Annotated in this window: 15 protein-coding genes; 5 read left to right on the forward strand and 10 right to left on the reverse strand. The window is 57.7% G+C overall.

Annotation, left to right across the window (positions count from 1 at the left end):
* Positions 1 to 56: 56 nt before the first annotated feature.
* On the forward strand, positions 57 to 467 hold the full coding sequence (locus tag ACR0KC_RS12495) for a hypothetical protein (protein WP_170422388.1): 411 nt from the start codon (positions 57 to 59) through the stop codon (positions 465 to 467).
* Positions 468 to 470: 3 nt separating this feature from the next.
* The gene (locus ACR0KC_RS12500) at positions 471 to 1703 is read left to right on the forward strand and encodes an HlyD family secretion protein (RefSeq protein ID WP_170392496.1); all 1233 of its coding nucleotides are present in this window, start codon (positions 471 to 473) and stop codon (positions 1701 to 1703) included.
* Positions 1704 to 1898: 195 nt separating this feature from the next.
* Here the strand turns inward: ACR0KC_RS12500 and ACR0KC_RS12505 are convergent, their stop codons facing one another.
* From ACR0KC_RS12505 to xdhA, 8 genes are all read right to left on the reverse strand, one after another.
* Positions 1899 to 2933 carry a S41 family peptidase gene (locus ACR0KC_RS12505; RefSeq protein ID WP_480771983.1) on the reverse strand — a complete coding sequence of 345 codons (1035 nt, stop codon included), beginning with the start codon at positions 2931 to 2933 and terminating at the stop codon, positions 1899 to 1901.
* A gap of 262 nt (positions 2934 to 3195) precedes the next feature.
* Positions 3196 to 4269 carry a BMP family ABC transporter substrate-binding protein gene (locus ACR0KC_RS12510; protein ID WP_170392494.1) on the reverse strand — a complete coding sequence of 358 codons (1074 nt, stop codon included), beginning with the start codon at positions 4267 to 4269 and terminating at the stop codon, positions 3196 to 3198.
* A gap of 34 nt (positions 4270 to 4303) precedes the next feature.
* Complete coding sequence (locus tag ACR0KC_RS12515; RefSeq protein WP_170392493.1) at positions 4304 to 5224, reverse strand: ABC transporter permease; 921 nt, start codon at positions 5222 to 5224, stop codon at positions 4304 to 4306.
* Position 5225: 1 nt separating this feature from the next.
* Positions 5226 to 6308, reverse strand: coding sequence for an ABC transporter permease (locus ACR0KC_RS12520; protein ID WP_170392492.1), 1083 nt, complete (start codon positions 6306 to 6308; stop codon positions 5226 to 5228).
* A gap of 38 nt (positions 6309 to 6346) precedes the next feature.
* Positions 6347 to 7864 carry an ABC transporter ATP-binding protein gene (locus ACR0KC_RS12525; RefSeq protein WP_170392491.1) on the reverse strand — a complete coding sequence of 506 codons (1518 nt, stop codon included), beginning with the start codon at positions 7862 to 7864 and terminating at the stop codon, positions 6347 to 6349.
* Positions 7861 to 8796, reverse strand: a complete 936-nt coding sequence (gene xdhC / locus ACR0KC_RS12530; RefSeq protein ID WP_170646625.1) for a xanthine dehydrogenase accessory protein XdhC — start codon at positions 8794 to 8796, stop codon at positions 7861 to 7863. The genes ACR0KC_RS12525 and xdhC overlap by 4 nt, the downstream gene beginning before the upstream one ends.
* Positions 8796 to 11198 carry a xanthine dehydrogenase molybdopterin binding subunit gene (gene xdhB / locus ACR0KC_RS12535; protein ID WP_480734658.1) on the reverse strand — a complete coding sequence of 801 codons (2403 nt, stop codon included), beginning with the start codon at positions 11196 to 11198 and terminating at the stop codon, positions 8796 to 8798. The genes xdhC and xdhB overlap by 1 nt, the downstream gene beginning before the upstream one ends.
* Complete coding sequence (gene xdhA, locus ACR0KC_RS12540; RefSeq protein WP_170636094.1) at positions 11195 to 12556, reverse strand: xanthine dehydrogenase small subunit; 1362 nt, start codon at positions 12554 to 12556, stop codon at positions 11195 to 11197. The genes xdhB and xdhA overlap by 4 nt, the downstream gene beginning before the upstream one ends.
* Positions 12557 to 12898: 342 nt before the next feature.
* Here xdhA and dnaE point away from each other — a divergent pair, with 342 nt between their 5' ends.
* From dnaE to ACR0KC_RS12555, 3 genes are all read left to right on the forward strand, one after another.
* Positions 12899 to 16399, forward strand: a complete 3501-nt coding sequence (gene dnaE, locus ACR0KC_RS12545) for a DNA polymerase III subunit alpha (RefSeq protein ID WP_480771923.1) — start codon at positions 12899 to 12901, stop codon at positions 16397 to 16399.
* Between the two features lie 86 nt (positions 16400 to 16485).
* Positions 16486 to 16698 (forward strand): YMGG-like glycine zipper-containing protein, encoded by a 213-nt coding sequence (locus ACR0KC_RS12550; protein ID WP_170392486.1) that lies wholly within the window; start codon positions 16486 to 16488, stop codon positions 16696 to 16698.
* Positions 16699 to 16700: 2 nt separating this feature from the next.
* On the forward strand, positions 16701 to 17072 hold the full coding sequence (locus ACR0KC_RS12555) for a YmgD family protein (RefSeq protein ID WP_170594403.1): 372 nt from the start codon (positions 16701 to 16703) through the stop codon (positions 17070 to 17072).
* Between the two features lie 23 nt (positions 17073 to 17095).
* On the opposite strand, the gene ACR0KC_RS12560 is transcribed toward ACR0KC_RS12555, so the two are convergent.
* Positions 17096 to 17785 (reverse strand): imm11 family protein, encoded by a 690-nt coding sequence (locus ACR0KC_RS12560; RefSeq protein WP_480706898.1) that lies wholly within the window; start codon positions 17783 to 17785, stop codon positions 17096 to 17098.
* A 10-nt stretch (positions 17786 to 17795) separates the two neighbouring features.
* Entirely contained in the window at positions 17796 to 17990 is a 195-nt protein-coding gene (locus tag ACR0KC_RS12565; protein WP_170392484.1) for a SlyX family protein, read from the reverse strand.
* Between the last annotated feature and the right edge of the window lie 2 nt (positions 17991 to 17992).

Genomic DNA, 17992 nt, shown 5'->3' on the forward strand with positions numbered 1-17992 from the left:
TAGTGCAAACAACATAAGATTCGGAGGCGGACGTGAACGCGGCAGATATTCACCCGATGGCAACGGGGCACATTCCGTCATATGTGACACAGGCAGATGGTAGCGACTTCCTCTTCACCTTCATGTTGTTTTTTACCGTCGGGATGGTCGTGCTGATCGGGGTTGCCTACTTCACGTTGCATTCGATCCCGGAAAAAATGGCGCATGAAACCAATCACCCGCAATTCCAATTGGTTGGGATTCTGGCGCTTTTGGCTTTGTTTACGCATAACGGCCTTTTCTGGGTTGCCGCCATCCTTGTGGCTGGGTTCCAGTTCCCTGATTTCGCGGCACCGCTGCGCTCGATTGCCGATGCCATCCGATCTTTGGCGCCTGGGCAGGACAAAGAACACGCTTCACCCCCTCCTGAGCTGGAAACTGAGCCCGAACAATCCAAACCCTCCGAACCGGCAGCACAGGGGCACTGAACAATGATCGAGACGATGCTGTGCGCCCTGATTACCGTGCTTCCTGACTATCTGTTTCGCCGCTTTGTGCAGGGCAAACGGATCGGACACGAGATCACGCTGTTCACCATGTGGTACGAGTTGCGCTGGGGGCTGACGACTTGCGCTATTTTGGCGCTAACCGTTATCACAACGCTGTTCTATTTTCACCCGTCCAGCAAAACAGCGGCTTCCTACTTCCGGACGGTAACGATCCTGCCGCAGCTAGGGGGGCGCGTTTCCGAAGTCTACGTGCGCAACAATGAGCAGGTGACAGCTGGACAGCCGATTTTCCGGATCGAAGACTTCACGCAAACCGCGCAGGTCGAAGCGGCGCATGCCCAGATTGCTCAGGTTCAAGCCTCGTTGAAGGTGGCGGAAACCGATCTGGCCGAGGCTGAGGCCGGGATTGCTGGCGCGCGCGCAGCTCTGGATCAGTCGCTCGAGGATCTGGAACGCAATACCACCCTACGTGACGAGGGATCCAGCGCGGTGCGCTTGGCCGAGATTGATCGGTTGGAAAATCTGGTTGCCGAGCGTGAAGCGCAGGTCAAAGCAGCCGTCTCAAAACGCGCAGCGGTTGTACAACAAATCGAAGAGCTGATCCCGGCCCAACTTGCCAGTGCCAATGCGCAGCTGGATGCGGCATTGACCGAGTTGGACAAGACTGTGGTCAACGCTGGAGTGACGGGCAGGGTTGAACAATTCGGGCTTCAGGTCGGCGACTATGTCAGCCCTTTGCTGCGCCCGGCGGGTATTCTGGTGCCATCCTCCTCCGGACATGACCGATTCCAGGCGGCGTTCAGTCAGCTTTCGGCCCAGGTGGTCAAACCGGGTATGATTGGCGAATTGGGCTGCATGACCAAGCCCTTTACCGTTATCCCGGTGGTTGTCGTCGAGGTGCAGGATGTGATCCCATCGGGGCAGATCAGGCCATCTGATGAGTTACGGGACGTGCAGAGCAACACCAATCCTGGTTCGATCCTTGTCTACCTTGAACCGCTCTACAAAAGCATGGCCGATGATGTGCCTCCAGGCAGCAACTGTCTGGCGAATATCTATACGGATAATCATGCAAAGCTGGAGGATGAGAGCCTCGGCTTCTGGGAAAAATCGTTCCTGCATGTGGTAGACACGATTGGCGTCGTTCATGCGGCAGGCCTGCGCCTGCGACTGATACTGATGCCGGTGAACACTCTGGTGCTGGGCGGACACTAATTTCACGCCCTAGAAGCTGACCATTGCGGCGATTCAATCGCTTGAAGTCCTGACTCGACGACAGCTGGGTATCGAAACGCTCGTGGTTAATATTGCCCACGGGCCGATGGTGTTGGGTCGCCAATAAGACTGGCCACCAAGTAGACCTTCGCCGCGCGTGCAGCATTTGCTTTCCTGGAATGCAGCTATGCAGACTTAGCGGCTGTCTAGCGATTTGCTCATGCTTTTGAGAACTCGTTGATAGAGTTCGGTTGGTGCATCCTCAACTGCAGGTCTTTCGACCCATTCCAAATCCAAGTTCAGTGATCCCGCAGGTACGATTTTTGTTGCGATTTCGGGCGGCGTGGTATCGTCAGTCGTTCCATTCTTCCAGTCGTGAAAGGCTGATGAGTAACGAACGACCGCTCCGCTGGTCGACAATTCGAGCAATCCGCCCTCGGCGAAGAACGTCAGCCTATCTCCCATTTCCTCACCAATAAGTTTGAGCCTGTTTCCCAATCGATGTTTGAGGATGGCTACAAACACTATCGCTGCGGAAAACGTGAATTTATCGACAAGCATAACAACCTGCTTGTTTGCACTTTTTGAGATCGCGTCGATCAAGGGCATCGTTAGAAGAAAGTCGCCACCAGTGTTTCCGCGAACATCAATTAGTAGTGTTTTGTTCGAGGATGCGCGCACGCATTCCACCGCGGCTGAGATGGCTTTAGGCAGCGCATTTTCGTTCGGATCAAAGAAGCTTGGTAACGCTATTGATAGCCCTAGCTCTTGCCAGTCCTTTATCTCTACAAATATCTCGGGTTCCCAGGCTGGATCAGCCTTGCCGTGCTCGTTTCTCGGGTAGAGCATCGATCCCGGAACTGTATGTTCATTGGCCACTTTCAGATTGGCTATCCGCCCATTTTCGTCCTGCACACGGTACTCGGTCATGCCGCCGTTTGACGAAAAACCCAAACGTGCCAAAGCGTACGGCCATGCCAGTAGAATCGGGCCGATGACCCGTTTCCTTTGGCACGTTCCCGCCAGAAATTTCTCTGCAGTGGCTTCAATCTGGCTCAAAGCTGAGCCGTTGACCGCTATCAACTCTCCTCGCGGTGCGGCTATCTCTGGCGCCGCGTCGATGAATTGAACGGAACGTCCAACGCTCACGAATCTCAGCGGTAGCACCGCGATCGCATCATTCGGGATCAGCCGTGTGTGCCCATTGCCGGGAAGTGCCAATAAACGCATCGCTGACAACAGAAAGGCTTCGACAGAGCTCTCTGAGGCATATTGCCGGGTTTCACCAATACAGTCGTCAATCACGGCCTTTTCGATCTGTCGAAAACTGGGATCGGTCGGCAGGGCAGTTTCTAAAATTTGGTTCAGGTCTTCCGTGAGCGACATGTTTCACGATGCGCATAGCCACTCGTCAATGTCCAGATTGGGCTCAGGGCGACTAAAAAGGCCCGCAAAAACATGCGGGCCTTGTTGTTAGTTTCCGGGTCAGATTCTACTGCGGAATTTCGCCTTCCAGCCCCTCAACGTAGAAATTCATGCCCGCCAGCGTACCGTCATCGGCGGTCTCGCCTTCGGCCAGCCAGTCACTGCCGTCCTGCTTTTTCAGCGGGCCAGTAAAGGGGTGGTATTCACCGGCTGCCATCGCGGCTTTCAGCGCCAGTGCTTCTTCTTTAACATCAGCCGGAACGGCGTCCGAAATCTCACCAATTGCTACCATGCCTTCCCGGATGCCATCCCATGTGTTGGCACTTTCCCATGTTCCGTCCATCACGGCCTGGGTCCGCGCGATGTAGTAGGGAGCCCAATCGTCGATGATTGAAGACACACGCGGGAAGGGTGCGTATTCGCTCATGTCGGAGGCTTGGCCAAAGGTGACAACGTTTCCTGCCTCTTGCGCGGCTGCCTGCGGTGCAGTCGAGTCAGTGTGCTGCAGGATCACGTCCGCGCCCTGTTCGATCAGAACTGTGGCGGCGTCAGCTTCTTTCGCAGGATCGAACCAAGTGTAGGCCCAGACGATCTTGAACTCGACATCCGGATTCACCTTCTTGGCGTGGATATAGGCTGAGTTGATACCACGGATCACTTCAGGGATCGGGTAGGACCCGATGTAGCCGATGATATTCGATTCCGTCATTTTACCGGCGATGTGGCCTTGGACTGCGCGACCTTCATAAAAACGGGCCGAGTAGACCGAGACGTTGTCGGCGGTCTTGTAGCCGGTTGCGTGCTCGAATTTCACATCCGGGAATTTCTTCGCGACATTGATGGTCGGATCCATGTAGCCGAACGAGGTGGTGAAGATCAGGTCCGCTCCTTCCAGCGCCATCTGGGTCATCACGCGTTCTGCATCTGGGCCCTCAGGCACCGACTCGACGAACACGGTTTCGACCTTGTCGCCAAAGTGCTCTTCCACGGCCAGACGGCCCTTGTTGTGCTCATAGGTCCAGCCGCCATCGCCCACTGGGCCGACATAGACGAAGCCGACTTTGGTCTTGTCTTGGGCCATGGCCCCCGAGGCCAGACCCAGCGCCATTGCGGCGCTTGCCAAAAGTGTAGTGAATTTCATGTGTTACTCCCCAAGTTGGTTCAGTTGGCCTCGCCTAGTGCGAGGCATGGAAGGTCCGGCCCAATGCGGCAGGTGCGCTGCTCTTGTCGGCCGAAAGGATCACAAGCACAAGGATCGTGATGATGTAGGGCGACATTGCCAGATACTCGACAGGAATGGCAACGCCCGCTGCCTGCAAATTAAGCTGCAACACAGTGATGCCGCCGAACAAATAGGCGCCCAGCAAGACACGCCATGGTTTCCAGCTGGCAAAAACCACCAGCGCCAAGGCAATCCAGCCGACACCGGCAGTCATGCCCTCGGTCCACTGCGGCACGCGGATCAGGCTGATGTAGGCGCCGCCCAAGCCAGCGCAAGCACCACCAAACAGGATCGCCATGATGCGAATCTTGATGACTTTGTAGCCCAGCGCATGCGCCGCATCGTGGTTTTCGCCAACGGCGCGCAATATCAGGCCGATGCGTGTGTATTTCAGCGTGGCCCAGACGGCGGCCGTCAGGGCAATTCCGACGTAGAGGATCGGGTCGTGCTGAAACAGGATTGGTCCAATAACAGGGATATCGCTGATCACCGGGATATGGATTTCACCCATGCTGGGCGGCTTTATTCCTACGTAGCTCTGCCCCATCAGCGCGCTGAACCCGAGGCCGAACAATGTTAGGGCCAGGCCACTAGCAACTTGATTGGCCAACGCCACCTGCGTCAGCAGTACAAACAACAGCGATAGCACCGCGCCACCGATTGCTGCCGCGATAAAGCCCAGCCAGGGCGAACCGGTCTCGACCGAGATTGCGAAGCCGCTGATTGCGCCCACGATCATCATGCCCTCGACACCGAGGTTCAGGACGCCTGCTTTTTCGACCACCAATTCTCCGATTGCGGCCAACAAAAGTGGGGTTGCGGCCACCATTAGCGAGGCGACCAGAAGGACGGGGTTAATTTCACCAAGGTCCATATCAAGCTACCTCGCTACGGGCCGCACGGATGCGGTAGTTTGTCAGAAGATCGAATGCCAGCAGGAAGAACAGAAGCATCCCCTGGAATACCTGAATGGCTGCGGCGGGCAGACCCAGCTGAGATTGGGCGATTTCACCGCCAATATAAGTCAACGCCATCAGGCCTCCGGCCAGCAGGATGCCCACCGGATGCAAACGGCCAAGGAAAGCCACGATGATCGCGGTAAAGCCGTAACCGACGTTGAAATCGATACTGACCACGCCAGCAGGGCCCGAGACTTCGAACATCCCCGCAAGACCGGCCAGCGCGCCGGCCAGACCCAGACAGAACAGGATCAGGCGGGCAGGGTTTACACCTGCGAACTTCGCCGCACGCGGGGCCTCACCTGTCAGGCGGATGTGGAAGCCCAGCATGTGCCGGTTCAGCAAGACATATGCAAAGATAACAGCGATCAGGGCAGTGACTACGCCCCAGTGCATGCCTGAACCCGCAATCAGCTCGGCATTATACGCGCTGTCGTAGGATTGCAGATTGCGCGAACCCGGAAAGCCGAACCCTTCGGGATTCTTCAGCAGGCCTAGCGAGACCGAGGCCAGCATCTGTTCGGCCACATAGACCAACATCAGCGACACAAGGATTTCATTAGTACCGAAGCGCACTTTCAGGAAGGCTGGGATCATTGCCCATAGCCAGCCGCCAAACGCGCCTGCAATCACCATGATCGGAAAGATGTAGAATGCATCCAGCGGATAGAATGCCAGACCAGCACCCGCACCGAAAATGGCCCCCATGATGTACTGACCCTCGGCCCCGATATTCCAGATACCGGCGCGGAAGCCTAAAGACAGGCCGATAGCGATCAAAACCAGGGGCGCGCCCTTAACCAGCAATTGCGGCCGATAATAGAAGGCGAACTCGCCAAACAGGGGTTCCCAGAAAATGGTTCCAATAGCCTCGACCGGGTTTTTGCCCAGAATGGCGAACAGGATGCCACCAAAAACCATCGTCGCCAGGACCGCGACCAGAGGGGTGGCATAAGACCACGCCTTGGACGGCTGAGGCCGTTTCTCCAACACAATCATTTGCTCATACCCCCGCGTTTCTCTTTTCTTGTAACTGTTTAGACATGGGCCACCTCCATGCCATGCGCGCCGCCCATCATCAGGCCGATTTCATCGACCGTCAGACCCGTGGTTTCACGCGGGGCGCTTAGTCGTCCTTCGTTCAAGGCGGCGAAACTGTCTGAGATTTCCATCAGTTCATCGAGGTCTTGCGAGATACAGATGACCGCAGTTCCCTTGGCCGCCAGATCCAGAATGGCCTGCCGGATCGAGGCCGCCGCCGCTGCATCCACGCCCCAAGTCGGCTGGTTCACGACCAGAACATCCGGGTTTTGCAGCACTTCGCGACCAATCACGAACTTCTGCAGGTTCCCGCCCGACAGCGACCGGGCGGCATTTTCAGGACCCGGCGTACGCACGTCAAAGGCGCTAATGATCTTTTCGGCAAAGCTCTTGGTCTCGGACCACTTCAGAAAGCCGTTATTCTCTAGCCCCTCGCGGACCGACCCAGTCAGCAGAGCGTTTTCGGTCAGGCTCATATCAGGGGCAGCCGCGTGGCCCAGCCGTTCTTCGGGCGCGGTCAACACGCCCAGCTTACGCCGCGCGGTCGGGCCGAGTTTGCCGATGGGTTGACCGCTGAATTTGATCGCATCTGCGGTGGTCGGAATTTCGCCAGAAAGCACACCCAGCAATTCATCCTGACCGTTCCCCGCGACACCCCCGATCCCCAGAACCTCGCCCTTGCGGACGGTCATGTGGACGTTGCGAAGCGCAGTTCCGAATTCCGACGGCGACGGCACTGACAATCCGCTGACATCCAGCGCAACGTCACCGAACTCCCGGCCGGAACGTTCAGGTGTCTGCAGGGTCGAGCCCACCATCATCTCAGCCATATCGCGCGCTGAGGTTTCAGCTGGTACACATTCGCCCACATTCTTACCCAGCCGCAGAATCGTGGCGTGGTCGCATAGCGTTCGAATCTCTTCCAGCTTGTGCGAGATATACAGGATCGATGTCCCTTCCGAGCGCAATTTGTTCAGCGTTTCGAAAAGGATTTCAACCTCTTGCGGCGTCAGAACCGAGGTCGGCTCGTCCATGATCAGCAACTTTGGGTCCTGCAGCAGGCAGCGGATGATTTCGACCCGCTGACGCTCACCTGCAGACAGATCGCCAACCGTGCGGAAGGGGTCCAAGGGCAGGCCGTAGGTTTCGGATACTTCGCGGATACGCGAGGCCAGATCACCCATTGGGGGCGGGTTCTCCATCCCCAGAGCGATATTCTCGGCGACGTTCAACGCATCGAACAGCGAAAAATGCTGGAACACCATCGCGATCCCGTCTGCGCGGGCGGCGCGCGGTTCAGGCGGTGCATAGGGCTGCCCTCGCAGCAGCATGGTGCCGCTGTCGGGTTTCACCAGCCCATAGATCATTTTGACAAGCGTGGATTTGCCCGCGCCGTTCTCGCCCAGCAGCGCGTGAACTTCGCCTTCCCCGATGTCAAAGGACACCTGATCATTGGCCACGACGCCGGGATAGGCTTTGGTCAGCCCTTGCAAGCTCAGAAGTGGAGTGGTCACGCGCTCAGGTCCTTCTTCAATTCGTTCTGTCGGGCGGGGCGTAACAGTTGCGCTGCCACGCCAACGGCGATCATCTGCGGGTGTTTGCCCAAGCCTGGATCGCCGATCGGACAGGTGATCCGGCTGATCCGCTCGGGCGGATGCCCAAGGGCTGCAAGTCGCGACCGGAATCGCGCCCATTTCGTAGCCGAGCCGATAAGCCCCGCAAAGAGGAAATTGTGCGAAAGCAGCCGGTTGCACAGTTCCAGATCCAGATTGTGCGAATAGGTCAGCACCAGATGCTCGGCATCGGTTGGCGCGTGGCGAACCAGCTCGGCGGGTTTTGCGGTCGGAACCGGGGTTACACCGGTTGGAACCACGTCGGGAAACCGCTCGGGTCCGGTATCGACCCAGGTGATTGCCAGATCGGGTAGGGGGGACAAAACGTCCACCAGCGCCCGGCCTACATGGCCTGCGCCCCAGATCCACAGATTACGCGTCGGTTTGTGAACGGGTTCGACCATCCAACCTTCGATCAGTTGGGGCTCGGGCGCGACACCCTGTCCTCGCGCTGCCGCCAGCCGACGTTTGACCGATAGCGGCATCTCTCCGCCCGAGGCCGAACGCGCGATGACGGTATCGTCCAGTGCATTCAGCGCTTCATGATCAAATACTTCACTCAGCAATGAAACAGCACCGCCGCAGCATTGCCCCATGTCGGGGCCAAGAGCGTGATGCGTTAGTCGGGTGGCGGTGGTTTGGGATCGCGCAGCTTCGGCTGCCTGATACTCCAACGTGCCTCCACCGATGGTGCCACTTTGCCCGTCCTTCCAGACTAGCATCGCGGCCCCCACTTCACGTGGAGACGACCCTTTGATGCCGGCGATGACCACCCGGACCACTGTTCCGTGGGTTTTGACCGCCTCCCTCAAAGCCTCCAAGTCAAATCCCATCAGATGCCTCCCTTCATCTTTTGGACACCGCGCCAAACTTCTTCAGCCGTGGCTGGTGCATCAAGAGCGGGGTAGGCCTCTCCACAGGCCGCGACCGCATTCGACAGGGCCAGCCATGCTGAAATACCCAGCATGAACGGCGGTTCGCCCACCGCTTTCGAACGATAGATCGTGTCCTCACGGTTTTCGGCATCCCAGAGTGCGACGTTGAATACGTCGGGTCGATCTGAGCAGGCGGGGATCTTGTAGGTCGAGGGTGCGTGTGTGCGCAGGTTGCCCGTGCCGTCCCAGACCAGTTCCTCGGTCGTTAGCCAGCCCGCGCCTTGCACATAACCTCCTTCGACCTGCCCGATATCCAACGCCGGGTTCAACGAAGCACCGGCATCATGCAGGATATCGGTGCGCAAAATGCGGTTCTCACCAGTCAGAGTGTCGACGGCCACTTCGGTGACCGACGCTCCGTAGGCGAAGTAGAAGAACGGACGGCCACGTCCGGCGATCCGGTCCCATTCGATTTTGGGTGTCTTGTAGAAACCGGTCGCCGACAGGCTGATCCGACCCTGATAGACCAGCGCCGCAGCTTCAGCGAAGGTGTAGCGTTCTGCGCCAACCGAAACATGGCCATCAGAGAAGGTGACAGTCGACGGATCGGCCTGATGCCGCTCGGCCAGATAGTCCGCCATTCGATCGCGGATCGTATCGCAGGCCGCCTTCACTGCCATGCCATTCAGGTCACTGCCCGAGGATGCTGCCGTGGCCGAAGTGTTCGGCACCTTGGCCGTATCCGTGGCGGTGATTTTGACCATCTCCAGCGGGATGCCAAAGCGCGAAGCCGCCACCTGCGCGACCTTCTGGAACAGGCCTTGACCCATCTCGGTGCCGCCGTGGTTCAGATGGACCGAGCCATCCTGATACACATGCACCAAAGCGCCTGCCTGATTCAGGTGGGTCAGCGTGAAGGAAATCCCGAACTTGACCGGAGAGAAGGCGATGCCCTTCTTGATCACACGATTCTCGGCGTTCCATTTCGCAATGGCGGCCTTGCGCGTTTCGTAATCGCTGGATTTCAGTAGGGCCTGAGTCATCCCGTGCAATTCGAAATCGCTGACCTCCATTCCGTAGGGTGTGGTATTGCCACCAGCGGGCAGAGGGCGCACGGGGGCGTCCCCGGTTTCGACCGCGCCGCGGCTCGTCAGGTCCTCATGCGGGTCGGGATGACCCAAAGGCTGCTCGGACGGCGTGATCTCGGCAACCGCATGGGCCGGTTCGTAATAGTTTCGGCGGCGCAGTTCCACCGGGTCCAGACCCAGCTCATACGCGGCGTGGTCCATCACGCGTTCGATGCCAACCATGCCCTGCGGGCCGCCGAAGCCGCGATAGGCGGTGGCGGATTGGGTGTTGGTCTTCAGCCGGTGGCTTTCGATACGTGCATTTGGCAACAGATAGGCATTGTCAGAATGCAGCATCGCGCGGTCGGCGACGGGCAGGGACAAGTCCTGCGCCCAGCCGCAGATGGCGTAGTGGTGGAACGAGACGCCCTGAATATGGCCGTTCTCGTCAAATCCGGCCTTATAGGCGATGCGGAACGCGTGGCGTTTGCCGGTGATGGTCATATCATCGTCGCGGTCATAGCGCATCTTGCACGCCTTGCCAGTTGCGCGAGCGGCCACCGCGCAAGCAACGGCCAGCGCATTGCCCTGGCTTTCCTTGCCACCAAAACCGCCGCCCATACGGCGCGTCTCGACCCTGACGGCGTGCATCGGAACGCCCAACGCATCGGCCACCTTGTGTTGGATCTCGGTCGGGTGCTGGGTCGAGCTGTGAACCAGCATATCCGCGCCTTCATTCGGCACGGCCAAAGCGGCCTGACCTTCCAGATAGAAATGCTCCTGCCCGCCAAGCTCGAATGACCCTTCGATCACATGGGCGGATCCTGCAATAGCCGCATCAGCATTGCCTTTGGCATAGATGCGCGGGCCGTCTTCGAACCGACTGTCGGCGGCCAGAGCCTCTTCGACGGTTAGGATCGGGGTTTCCTCGGCATAGTCGATCTTGCCCAAACGGGCCGCCTTGCGGGCGGCCAGATGGCTGCTGGCGATGACCAGAAACACCGGCTGGCCGATATAGTGGACCGTTCCGTCCGACAGCAGCGGTTCATCATGGATCGAAGGCGATACGTCGTTGGCGAAGGGCAGATCATCCGCGGCCATAACCATCACGACGCCCTCGGCGGCCCTCACCGCAGACAGGTCGATTGCGGTGATCTTGCCTTTGGCAATCGGGCTGAGGCCAAAAGCCAGATGCAAACTGTCCCTGGGTGTTGGGATATCGTCCACATACCGCGCGGTTCCTGAAACGTGCAGCGGTGCTGCGTCGTGGGGGAGGGGTTTGGTCACGCTCATGCCGATACCTCCAGCACATTGGTCACTTCGCCCTGATCTTCCAGGAAGTATCTTTCGAGCATCGCTTTGGCGGATTCCAGTCGATAGGTGGCCGAAGCGCGCATGTCTGTGAGTGGTGAATAATCGTCAGCAAAGGCAGGCAGCGCGGCGTCAATCGTCTCGCGCGCCCAAGGTTTACCGACCAATGCGGCCTCGACATGAGTTGCCCGTTTCGGGATGCCGGCCATGCCGCCGAACGCGATGCGCGCCTGCGTGACGATGCCGACCGAGACGGTGATGTTGAAACACCCGCAGACGGCCGAGATGTCCTGATCGAACCGCTTGCTGAGTTTATAGACCTTCAGGCGATCCAGCTGACGGGGGAAGCTGACAGCTTCGACGAATTCACCGGGAACGCGGTCCTGTTTGCCATAGTCGATAAAGAACTCTTCCAGCGGAAGGGACCGGCGGGTGTCGCCTTTGCGCAGATGAAGGGTTGCGTCCAGAGCAATCAGCGCAGGCGGGTTGTCCCCAATGGGCGAGCCATTGGCGATGTTGCCGCCCACCGTTGCAGCATGGCGCACCTGAACACTGGCGTAGCGGCGGATCATTTCGGCGTAAGAGGGGTGAAGATCGGCCAGAGCCTCACCCATCCGATTCATGTCGACCATTGCGCCAAAGCGAATTTCATCGTCGGTGATGGTGATTTGTTTGAGATCATCGCAACGGTTGAGGAAGATTACTGGATCCAGGTCGCGCAGTTGCTTTGTCACCCACAGGCCGACATCTGTTGCTCCGGCAACCAGCGTGGCATCTGGGTTTTCAGCATAAACAGCTGCCAGTTCATCGGAAGATTCAGGCAGCATGCGCGACGCAGCAGAAGATGCGAGTGGCTTGTCTTTGACCCAGACTGGCACGGGACGGTCCTCGACCGCTTTCGCAGCGCGAATAATCGGTGCATAGCCAGTGCAGCGGCACAGGTTTCCGGCAAGCTGGGTGTCATGATCCGTGGCGCCCGTCGCATGACTGGCGACCATCGACATGACAAAACCCGGAGTGCAAAAACCGCATTGCGAGCCGTGCAGGTCAACCATTGCCTGTTGAACGGGATGTGCTTCGCCATCCGGGCCGCTTGCCCCTTCGACTGTACGAACCGCTTTGCCATGCAGTTGGGGCAAGAACAGGATGCAGGAGTTCAGAGCTTTTGCGCCGTCTTCGTCCGTCACCATGACCGTGCACGCGCCGCAATCGCCTTCGTTGCAGCCTTCTTTGGTGCCTGTCAGACCGCGATCTTCACGCAGCCAGTCCAGTAGGGTGGCCGTCGGATCGACATCCGGCAGCTCCACTGTCTCTCCGTTCAGAAGAAACGTGATGTTCATTCGAGAAACCCGTCGCGTTACCCGGTTGCGCCCGTTCGGCCCTCCTTCGATGCGACGTAGAAAGAGTGGCGGGCGGTAGCTTGCCATCAGATGTTAGAAACAGCGCACCTTATCTGGCAAGAAAAACTGCCTATATGATACACCATTGCACCCGAGCGGCCCATGATTGTAGTGTGTGTGTGAAACTTAACAAATTGAAAATAAACACTTTTTGGGAAGGTGTGCGTTCCTGCGCCCGAAGCACCTTCTGAAAAAGCCGAATAATCACCGATGATTTTTTCGGCATTCGATGGTGCCGGTTCCCGCTTTTGCAACGTCGCTGGCTGAGATAGCTTAGCCTGTATGAGCAGTTCCCCCCGATTCATTCACCTCCGCGTTCACACTGAATATTCGTTGCTGGAAGGTGCCGTGCGGCTGAAGAAGCTGCCGGAGCTGTGCCAGAAGATGGAGATGCCCGCCGTCGCGGTCACGGATACCAATTCAATGTTCTCGGCCTTAGAGTTTTCGGTCACCGCCAGCGGGGCGGGTGTGCAACCGATCATGGGCTGTCAGGTCGATCTCAGTTACGTTCAGGCGCAGCCGGGAGAAAAGCCCAAAGCACCCGCGCCGCTGGTGCTGCTGGCACAATCCGAGGTGGGATATGAGAATCTGATGAAGCTCAGTTCCTGCCTGTATGTAGACAAAAGCGGGCAGTTGCCGCAGGTCACTTTGGACGAATTGGCGGAACGATCAGATGATTTGATCTGCTTAACCGGCGGTCCAGACGGGCCCGTAGGGTTGCTGTTACAGCAAGGTCAGCGCCCTGCTGCCGAGGCTTTGGTGGATCGTTTGTCCGCGATTTTCCCGGATCGCCTTTATGTTGAGTTGCAGCGTCACCCTGGCGAAGGAGGTCAACCTGAGGCCGAGCGCTTGACCGAGCGCGGTCATGTCGAGATGGCGTATGACAAGAACCTGCCGCTGGTGGCCACCAATGACGTCTATTTTCCGACTTCGGACATGTACGAGGCCCACGACGCGCTGATCTGTATCGCCGAGGGGGCTTATGTCGACCAGCAGGACGGTCGCCGACGTCTGACCGCGCAGCACTATTTCAAGTCGCAGCAGGAGATGGTGACGCTGTTCGCCGATCTGCCCGAAGCCGTCGAGAATACGGTTGAAATCGCGCAACGCTGCGCCTTCATGGCCTATCGCCGCGACCCGATCCTGCCGAAGTTTGCAGATGATGAGGTCGCCGAGCTGCGTCGCATCGCCAACGAGGGTCTGCAAAAACGTCTGGCCGTGATCCCGCACGCCGTGACACCTGAAGAATATCAGGAACGACTGGATTTCGAACTTGGCATCATCGAAGGGATGGGCTTCCCCGGCTATTTCCTGATCGTTGCCGACTTTATCCAGTGGGCTAAGGATCATGACATTCCGGTGGGTCCGGGGCGAGGCTCGGGTGCGGGATCACTGGTGGCTTATGCGCTGACAATTACCGACCTTGATCCGCTGCGGTATTCGCTCCTGTTTGAACGGTTTCTGAACCCCGAGCGGGTTTCTATGCCCGACTTCGATATCGACTTCTGCATGGATCGCCGCGAAGAGGTTATCCGCTACGTGCAGCAGAAATACGGGCGCGACAAAGTGGGGCAGATCATCACCTTCGGTGCCTTGCTGTCGAAGGCGGCTGTGCGCGATATTGGGCGTGTATTGCAGATGCCATACGGGCAGGTTGATCGCCTGTCCAAGATGATCCCGGTCGAAGGCGTCAAACCCGTTTCCATCGAAAAGGCGCTGAAGGATGAGCCGCGCCTGCGGGAAGAGGCACGCAATGAAGAGGTCGTGGACCGTCTGCTCACATATGGCCAGCAAGTCGAGGGGCTGCTGCGCAACGCCTCGACACACGCTGCCGGCGTGGTGATCGGAGATCGGCCGCTGGATGCACTGGTTCCAATATACCAGGACCCGCGTTCGGACATGCCTGCGACCCAATTCAACATGAAATGGGTTGAACAGGCCGGCCTTGTAAAGTTCGATTTTCTGGGTCTGAAAACACTGACCGTGATCCAGAACGCAATGGATTTGATCTTTAAGTCAGGGCGTGACCTTCACATAGCTCCAGATGGCACGGAACTCTATGAACCCGCCGAAGGGGCAATAAATCAGATCAACGCCATCCCGCTGGATGACGAGGCGACGTACAAACTCTATTCGGCGGCCAAGACGGTGGCGGTGTTCCAGGTTGAATCCTCTGGCATGATGGATGCGCTCAAGCGGATGAAGCCGGATTGTATCGAGGACATCATCGCCCTCGTCGCGCTTTATCGACCCGGCCCAATGGAGAACATCCCCAAGTTCTGCGAGGTCAAGAACAAGCTTAGCGAACGCGACACGCTGCACCCGTCCATCGACCATATCTTGGATGAGACGCAGGGCATCATCGTCTATCAGGAACAGGTGATGCAGATCGCGCAGGAAATGGCGGGTTACAGCCTTGGGGGCGCGGACTTGCTGCGCCGCGCGATGGGTAAGAAAATTCAGGAGGCGATGGATGCAGAGCGGCCCAAGTTCCTCAAAGGTGCTGCCGAAAACAATGTGGATGAGGCCAAGGCGACCGAAGTCTGGAACCTGCTGGACAAGTTCGCCAACTATGGCTTCAACAAATCCCACGCCGCCGCCTATGCGGTGGTCAGCTATCAAACCGGCTGGCTAAAGGCGAACCACCCGGTCGAGTTCATGGCAGGTGTCATGAACTGCGATATCCATCTGACCGACAAGCTCGCGATCTATTTTGAGGAAGTCCGCAAGGGGCTGCAGCTGCCCTATGTTCCGCCGTGCGTAAATCGATCCCAAGCGACCTTTGATGTGGCCGATGAGCATTTGGTCTATGCGCTGGGCGCGCTCAAGAACGTAGGCGTCGAGGCAATGAATCTTGTGGTTGAGGGGCGTGGCGAAAAGCCTTTCGTAAACCTGTTCGACTTCGCCCGCCGTGTTGACCTGAAGAAGGTCGGCAAACGCCCGCTTGAGATGCTGGCGCGCGCCGGTGCCTTTGACGAGCTCGATAAAAATCGTCGCCGCGTGTTTGAAAGCCTTGATCCGTTGGTTCAGTATTCGGCGGCGATTCACGAGCAGAAGAATTCCAACCAAGTTTCCCTGTTTGGCGAGGCAGGCGATGACCTGCCCGAACCGCGTCTGTCCCCTTCGCCTGATTGGCTACCTGCCGAACGCCTGAGCGAGGAATTCAAGGCCATCGGATTCTACCTGTCCGGCCATCCGCTGGATGACTATATGCCGGCCCTGAAGCGCAAACAGGTACTGACACTGGATCAGGTGACTGAAAAGGCGCGCTCTGGCCCATTTATTGCCAAGATGGCAGGTGTCGTTGCCGGACGGCAAGAAAGGAAATCAGCGCGCGGCAATCGGTTCGCTTTTGCCCAGCTCTCTGACCCCACCGGAGCATTCGAGGTCACGTTATTCTCGGAAACACTGGAGAAATCCCGAGAGTTACTGGAAACCGGCGCACAGGTGGTACTGACGGCCGAAGCGACCATGGAGGCCGATCAGCTGAAACTGCTGGGCCGTTCCGTTGGTCCGGTTGATACAGTTGTGGCCGATGCGGGTGCAACGGGTTTGCGTGTGTTTGTCGAGGATTCGAAGGTTTTGCCGAACATGGCCACGGTACTGGAAGGCGCAGAGGCTTCAGCTAAAAGGGTGGCCAAGGGACCTGTTTATGTTTGTCTGTTCGATCCCGGACTGCCAGGCGAGGTCGAGATGGATCTGGGCCGGGAATTTCCGATCAACCCAGAAATCAAAGGCGCGCTGAAGTCGCTCGAGGGGATATCGGAGATCGAAGAAATCTGATCCCGAACCGTAATGTTGCCACACGCGATGGACCCCGCTAGGCTGGGTGAACATCCTCAAAGGTCATTTCACAGGAGGGTACCGAAATGGCAAGTTCAGGCAATGTTTTCAGGATATTTACACTCGCTGCGGCATGTTCACTGGCATTGGCCACTGCGGTACATGCAGACGACAAAAAGAAGAAAAACACTCTTACCGGGGCCTTGGTCGGCGCGGGCGTTGGCGCGCTGGTAGGGGATGGTAAAGGGGCTGCGGTCGGTGGGGTGGCCGGTGCGATTATCGGACATAACTGGAAGTGATCATGATGTTGAAAAATCCCATCAAATCTTCCTTCTGCGCCATGCTGTTTGTTCTTCCGACGTTTGCTTTCGCGGATGAGGCTGCTGAGCAGATGGTGCAAGACGTCCTGCCTATGATGCACTATACATGCGCCTCGATTGCCGAAGAGGCCGACGGGGACGAAGCCTTTGTTGTCGAAGTCGTAGGAAAGATGACGGCCCTGTCACTCTACAACCGCCAGATTAATATCGAGGATCATGCAGCCTCTGACGAGGAAAAGGCCCAACTGCGCGAAGCCTTCATCGCCGCGCTGTCTGAAGGTTGTGCCGCAGATAAGAACGCCCTTCTGGGCGGGGTGGTCGACAATGCAGTGAAGTCGACGCTGGGGTTGTAAGCGAGCGCTTGGTCTTGCGAGCGCTAAAGCCTGCCCACTGGACAACGCACAAGGCCCCAGCCTCTGTCCATTTGGGCGTCTTTCAGGCCTGAGACGAGACGGTCGGACAAAAAGAGAAGGTTCGGAACTTTCGGGTCCAGCCAGATGTCCGGTACACCAAGCGCTTCAGGTATGACTACCAGTTTAGATTCCTGATTGCTTCTAGGAAGGTAGCAGATTCCCTTGCCGATGTTGTCCAGCGGTGAACGGATATCGCCCTCTGGCCCCAAAACATCGTAGTTGCCCATGGATCGCTTGTTGCACACGTTCAGAAAATAATACCGCTCGGACGTGGTCAGGTGGTTTTCAGTCGAATCCATCAACGTCAGCGGATGAAATACCGTGCCTCCCAGATCGAACTGTTCCAGAACGGATTTGGCCGCTTCTGAAACCAGAGGATAGCCACCGCCGCTGATAAACGGCGCAGTGTAGTATTCGGCTTTTGAGTTGTAGTACCACAGACTACCAATTTGCTCTTTGGTCAGCAGCTCACCGCGTTTCCAGCCCAAGTCAGATTCCTGAACCATTCGCTTGGACCACTCAACATCCTCGGGCGACTGCCTTTCACGCCATTGAGGGGTGTATTCCTTTCGGATTACCGCTGAGATGACGTTGATGTTGTTCACCGTCGTGGCAATCCACACGCATTGCGCGTTGCTGTCCTCACTCGCCATCAGCTTGCCCTCAGTAATGCGGCGGGCGTTCGTCTCCGAACACAACTCCGCCTGAACCTTCCTGCGCGCGTTCTGCTTCTCGCTGCAGCAACATCTCGACGCGGCGGGTCAGGCGGTCGATCTCGTTCTGTTGGTTTGTGACGACCGAGTTCAGCTCTTCGACCGTGCGGGTCAGATGGGCGATCTGCTCTTCCAGATGCTGCATGG

The sequence above is a fragment of the Ruegeria sp. CF3 genome, from assembly GCF_056537365.1.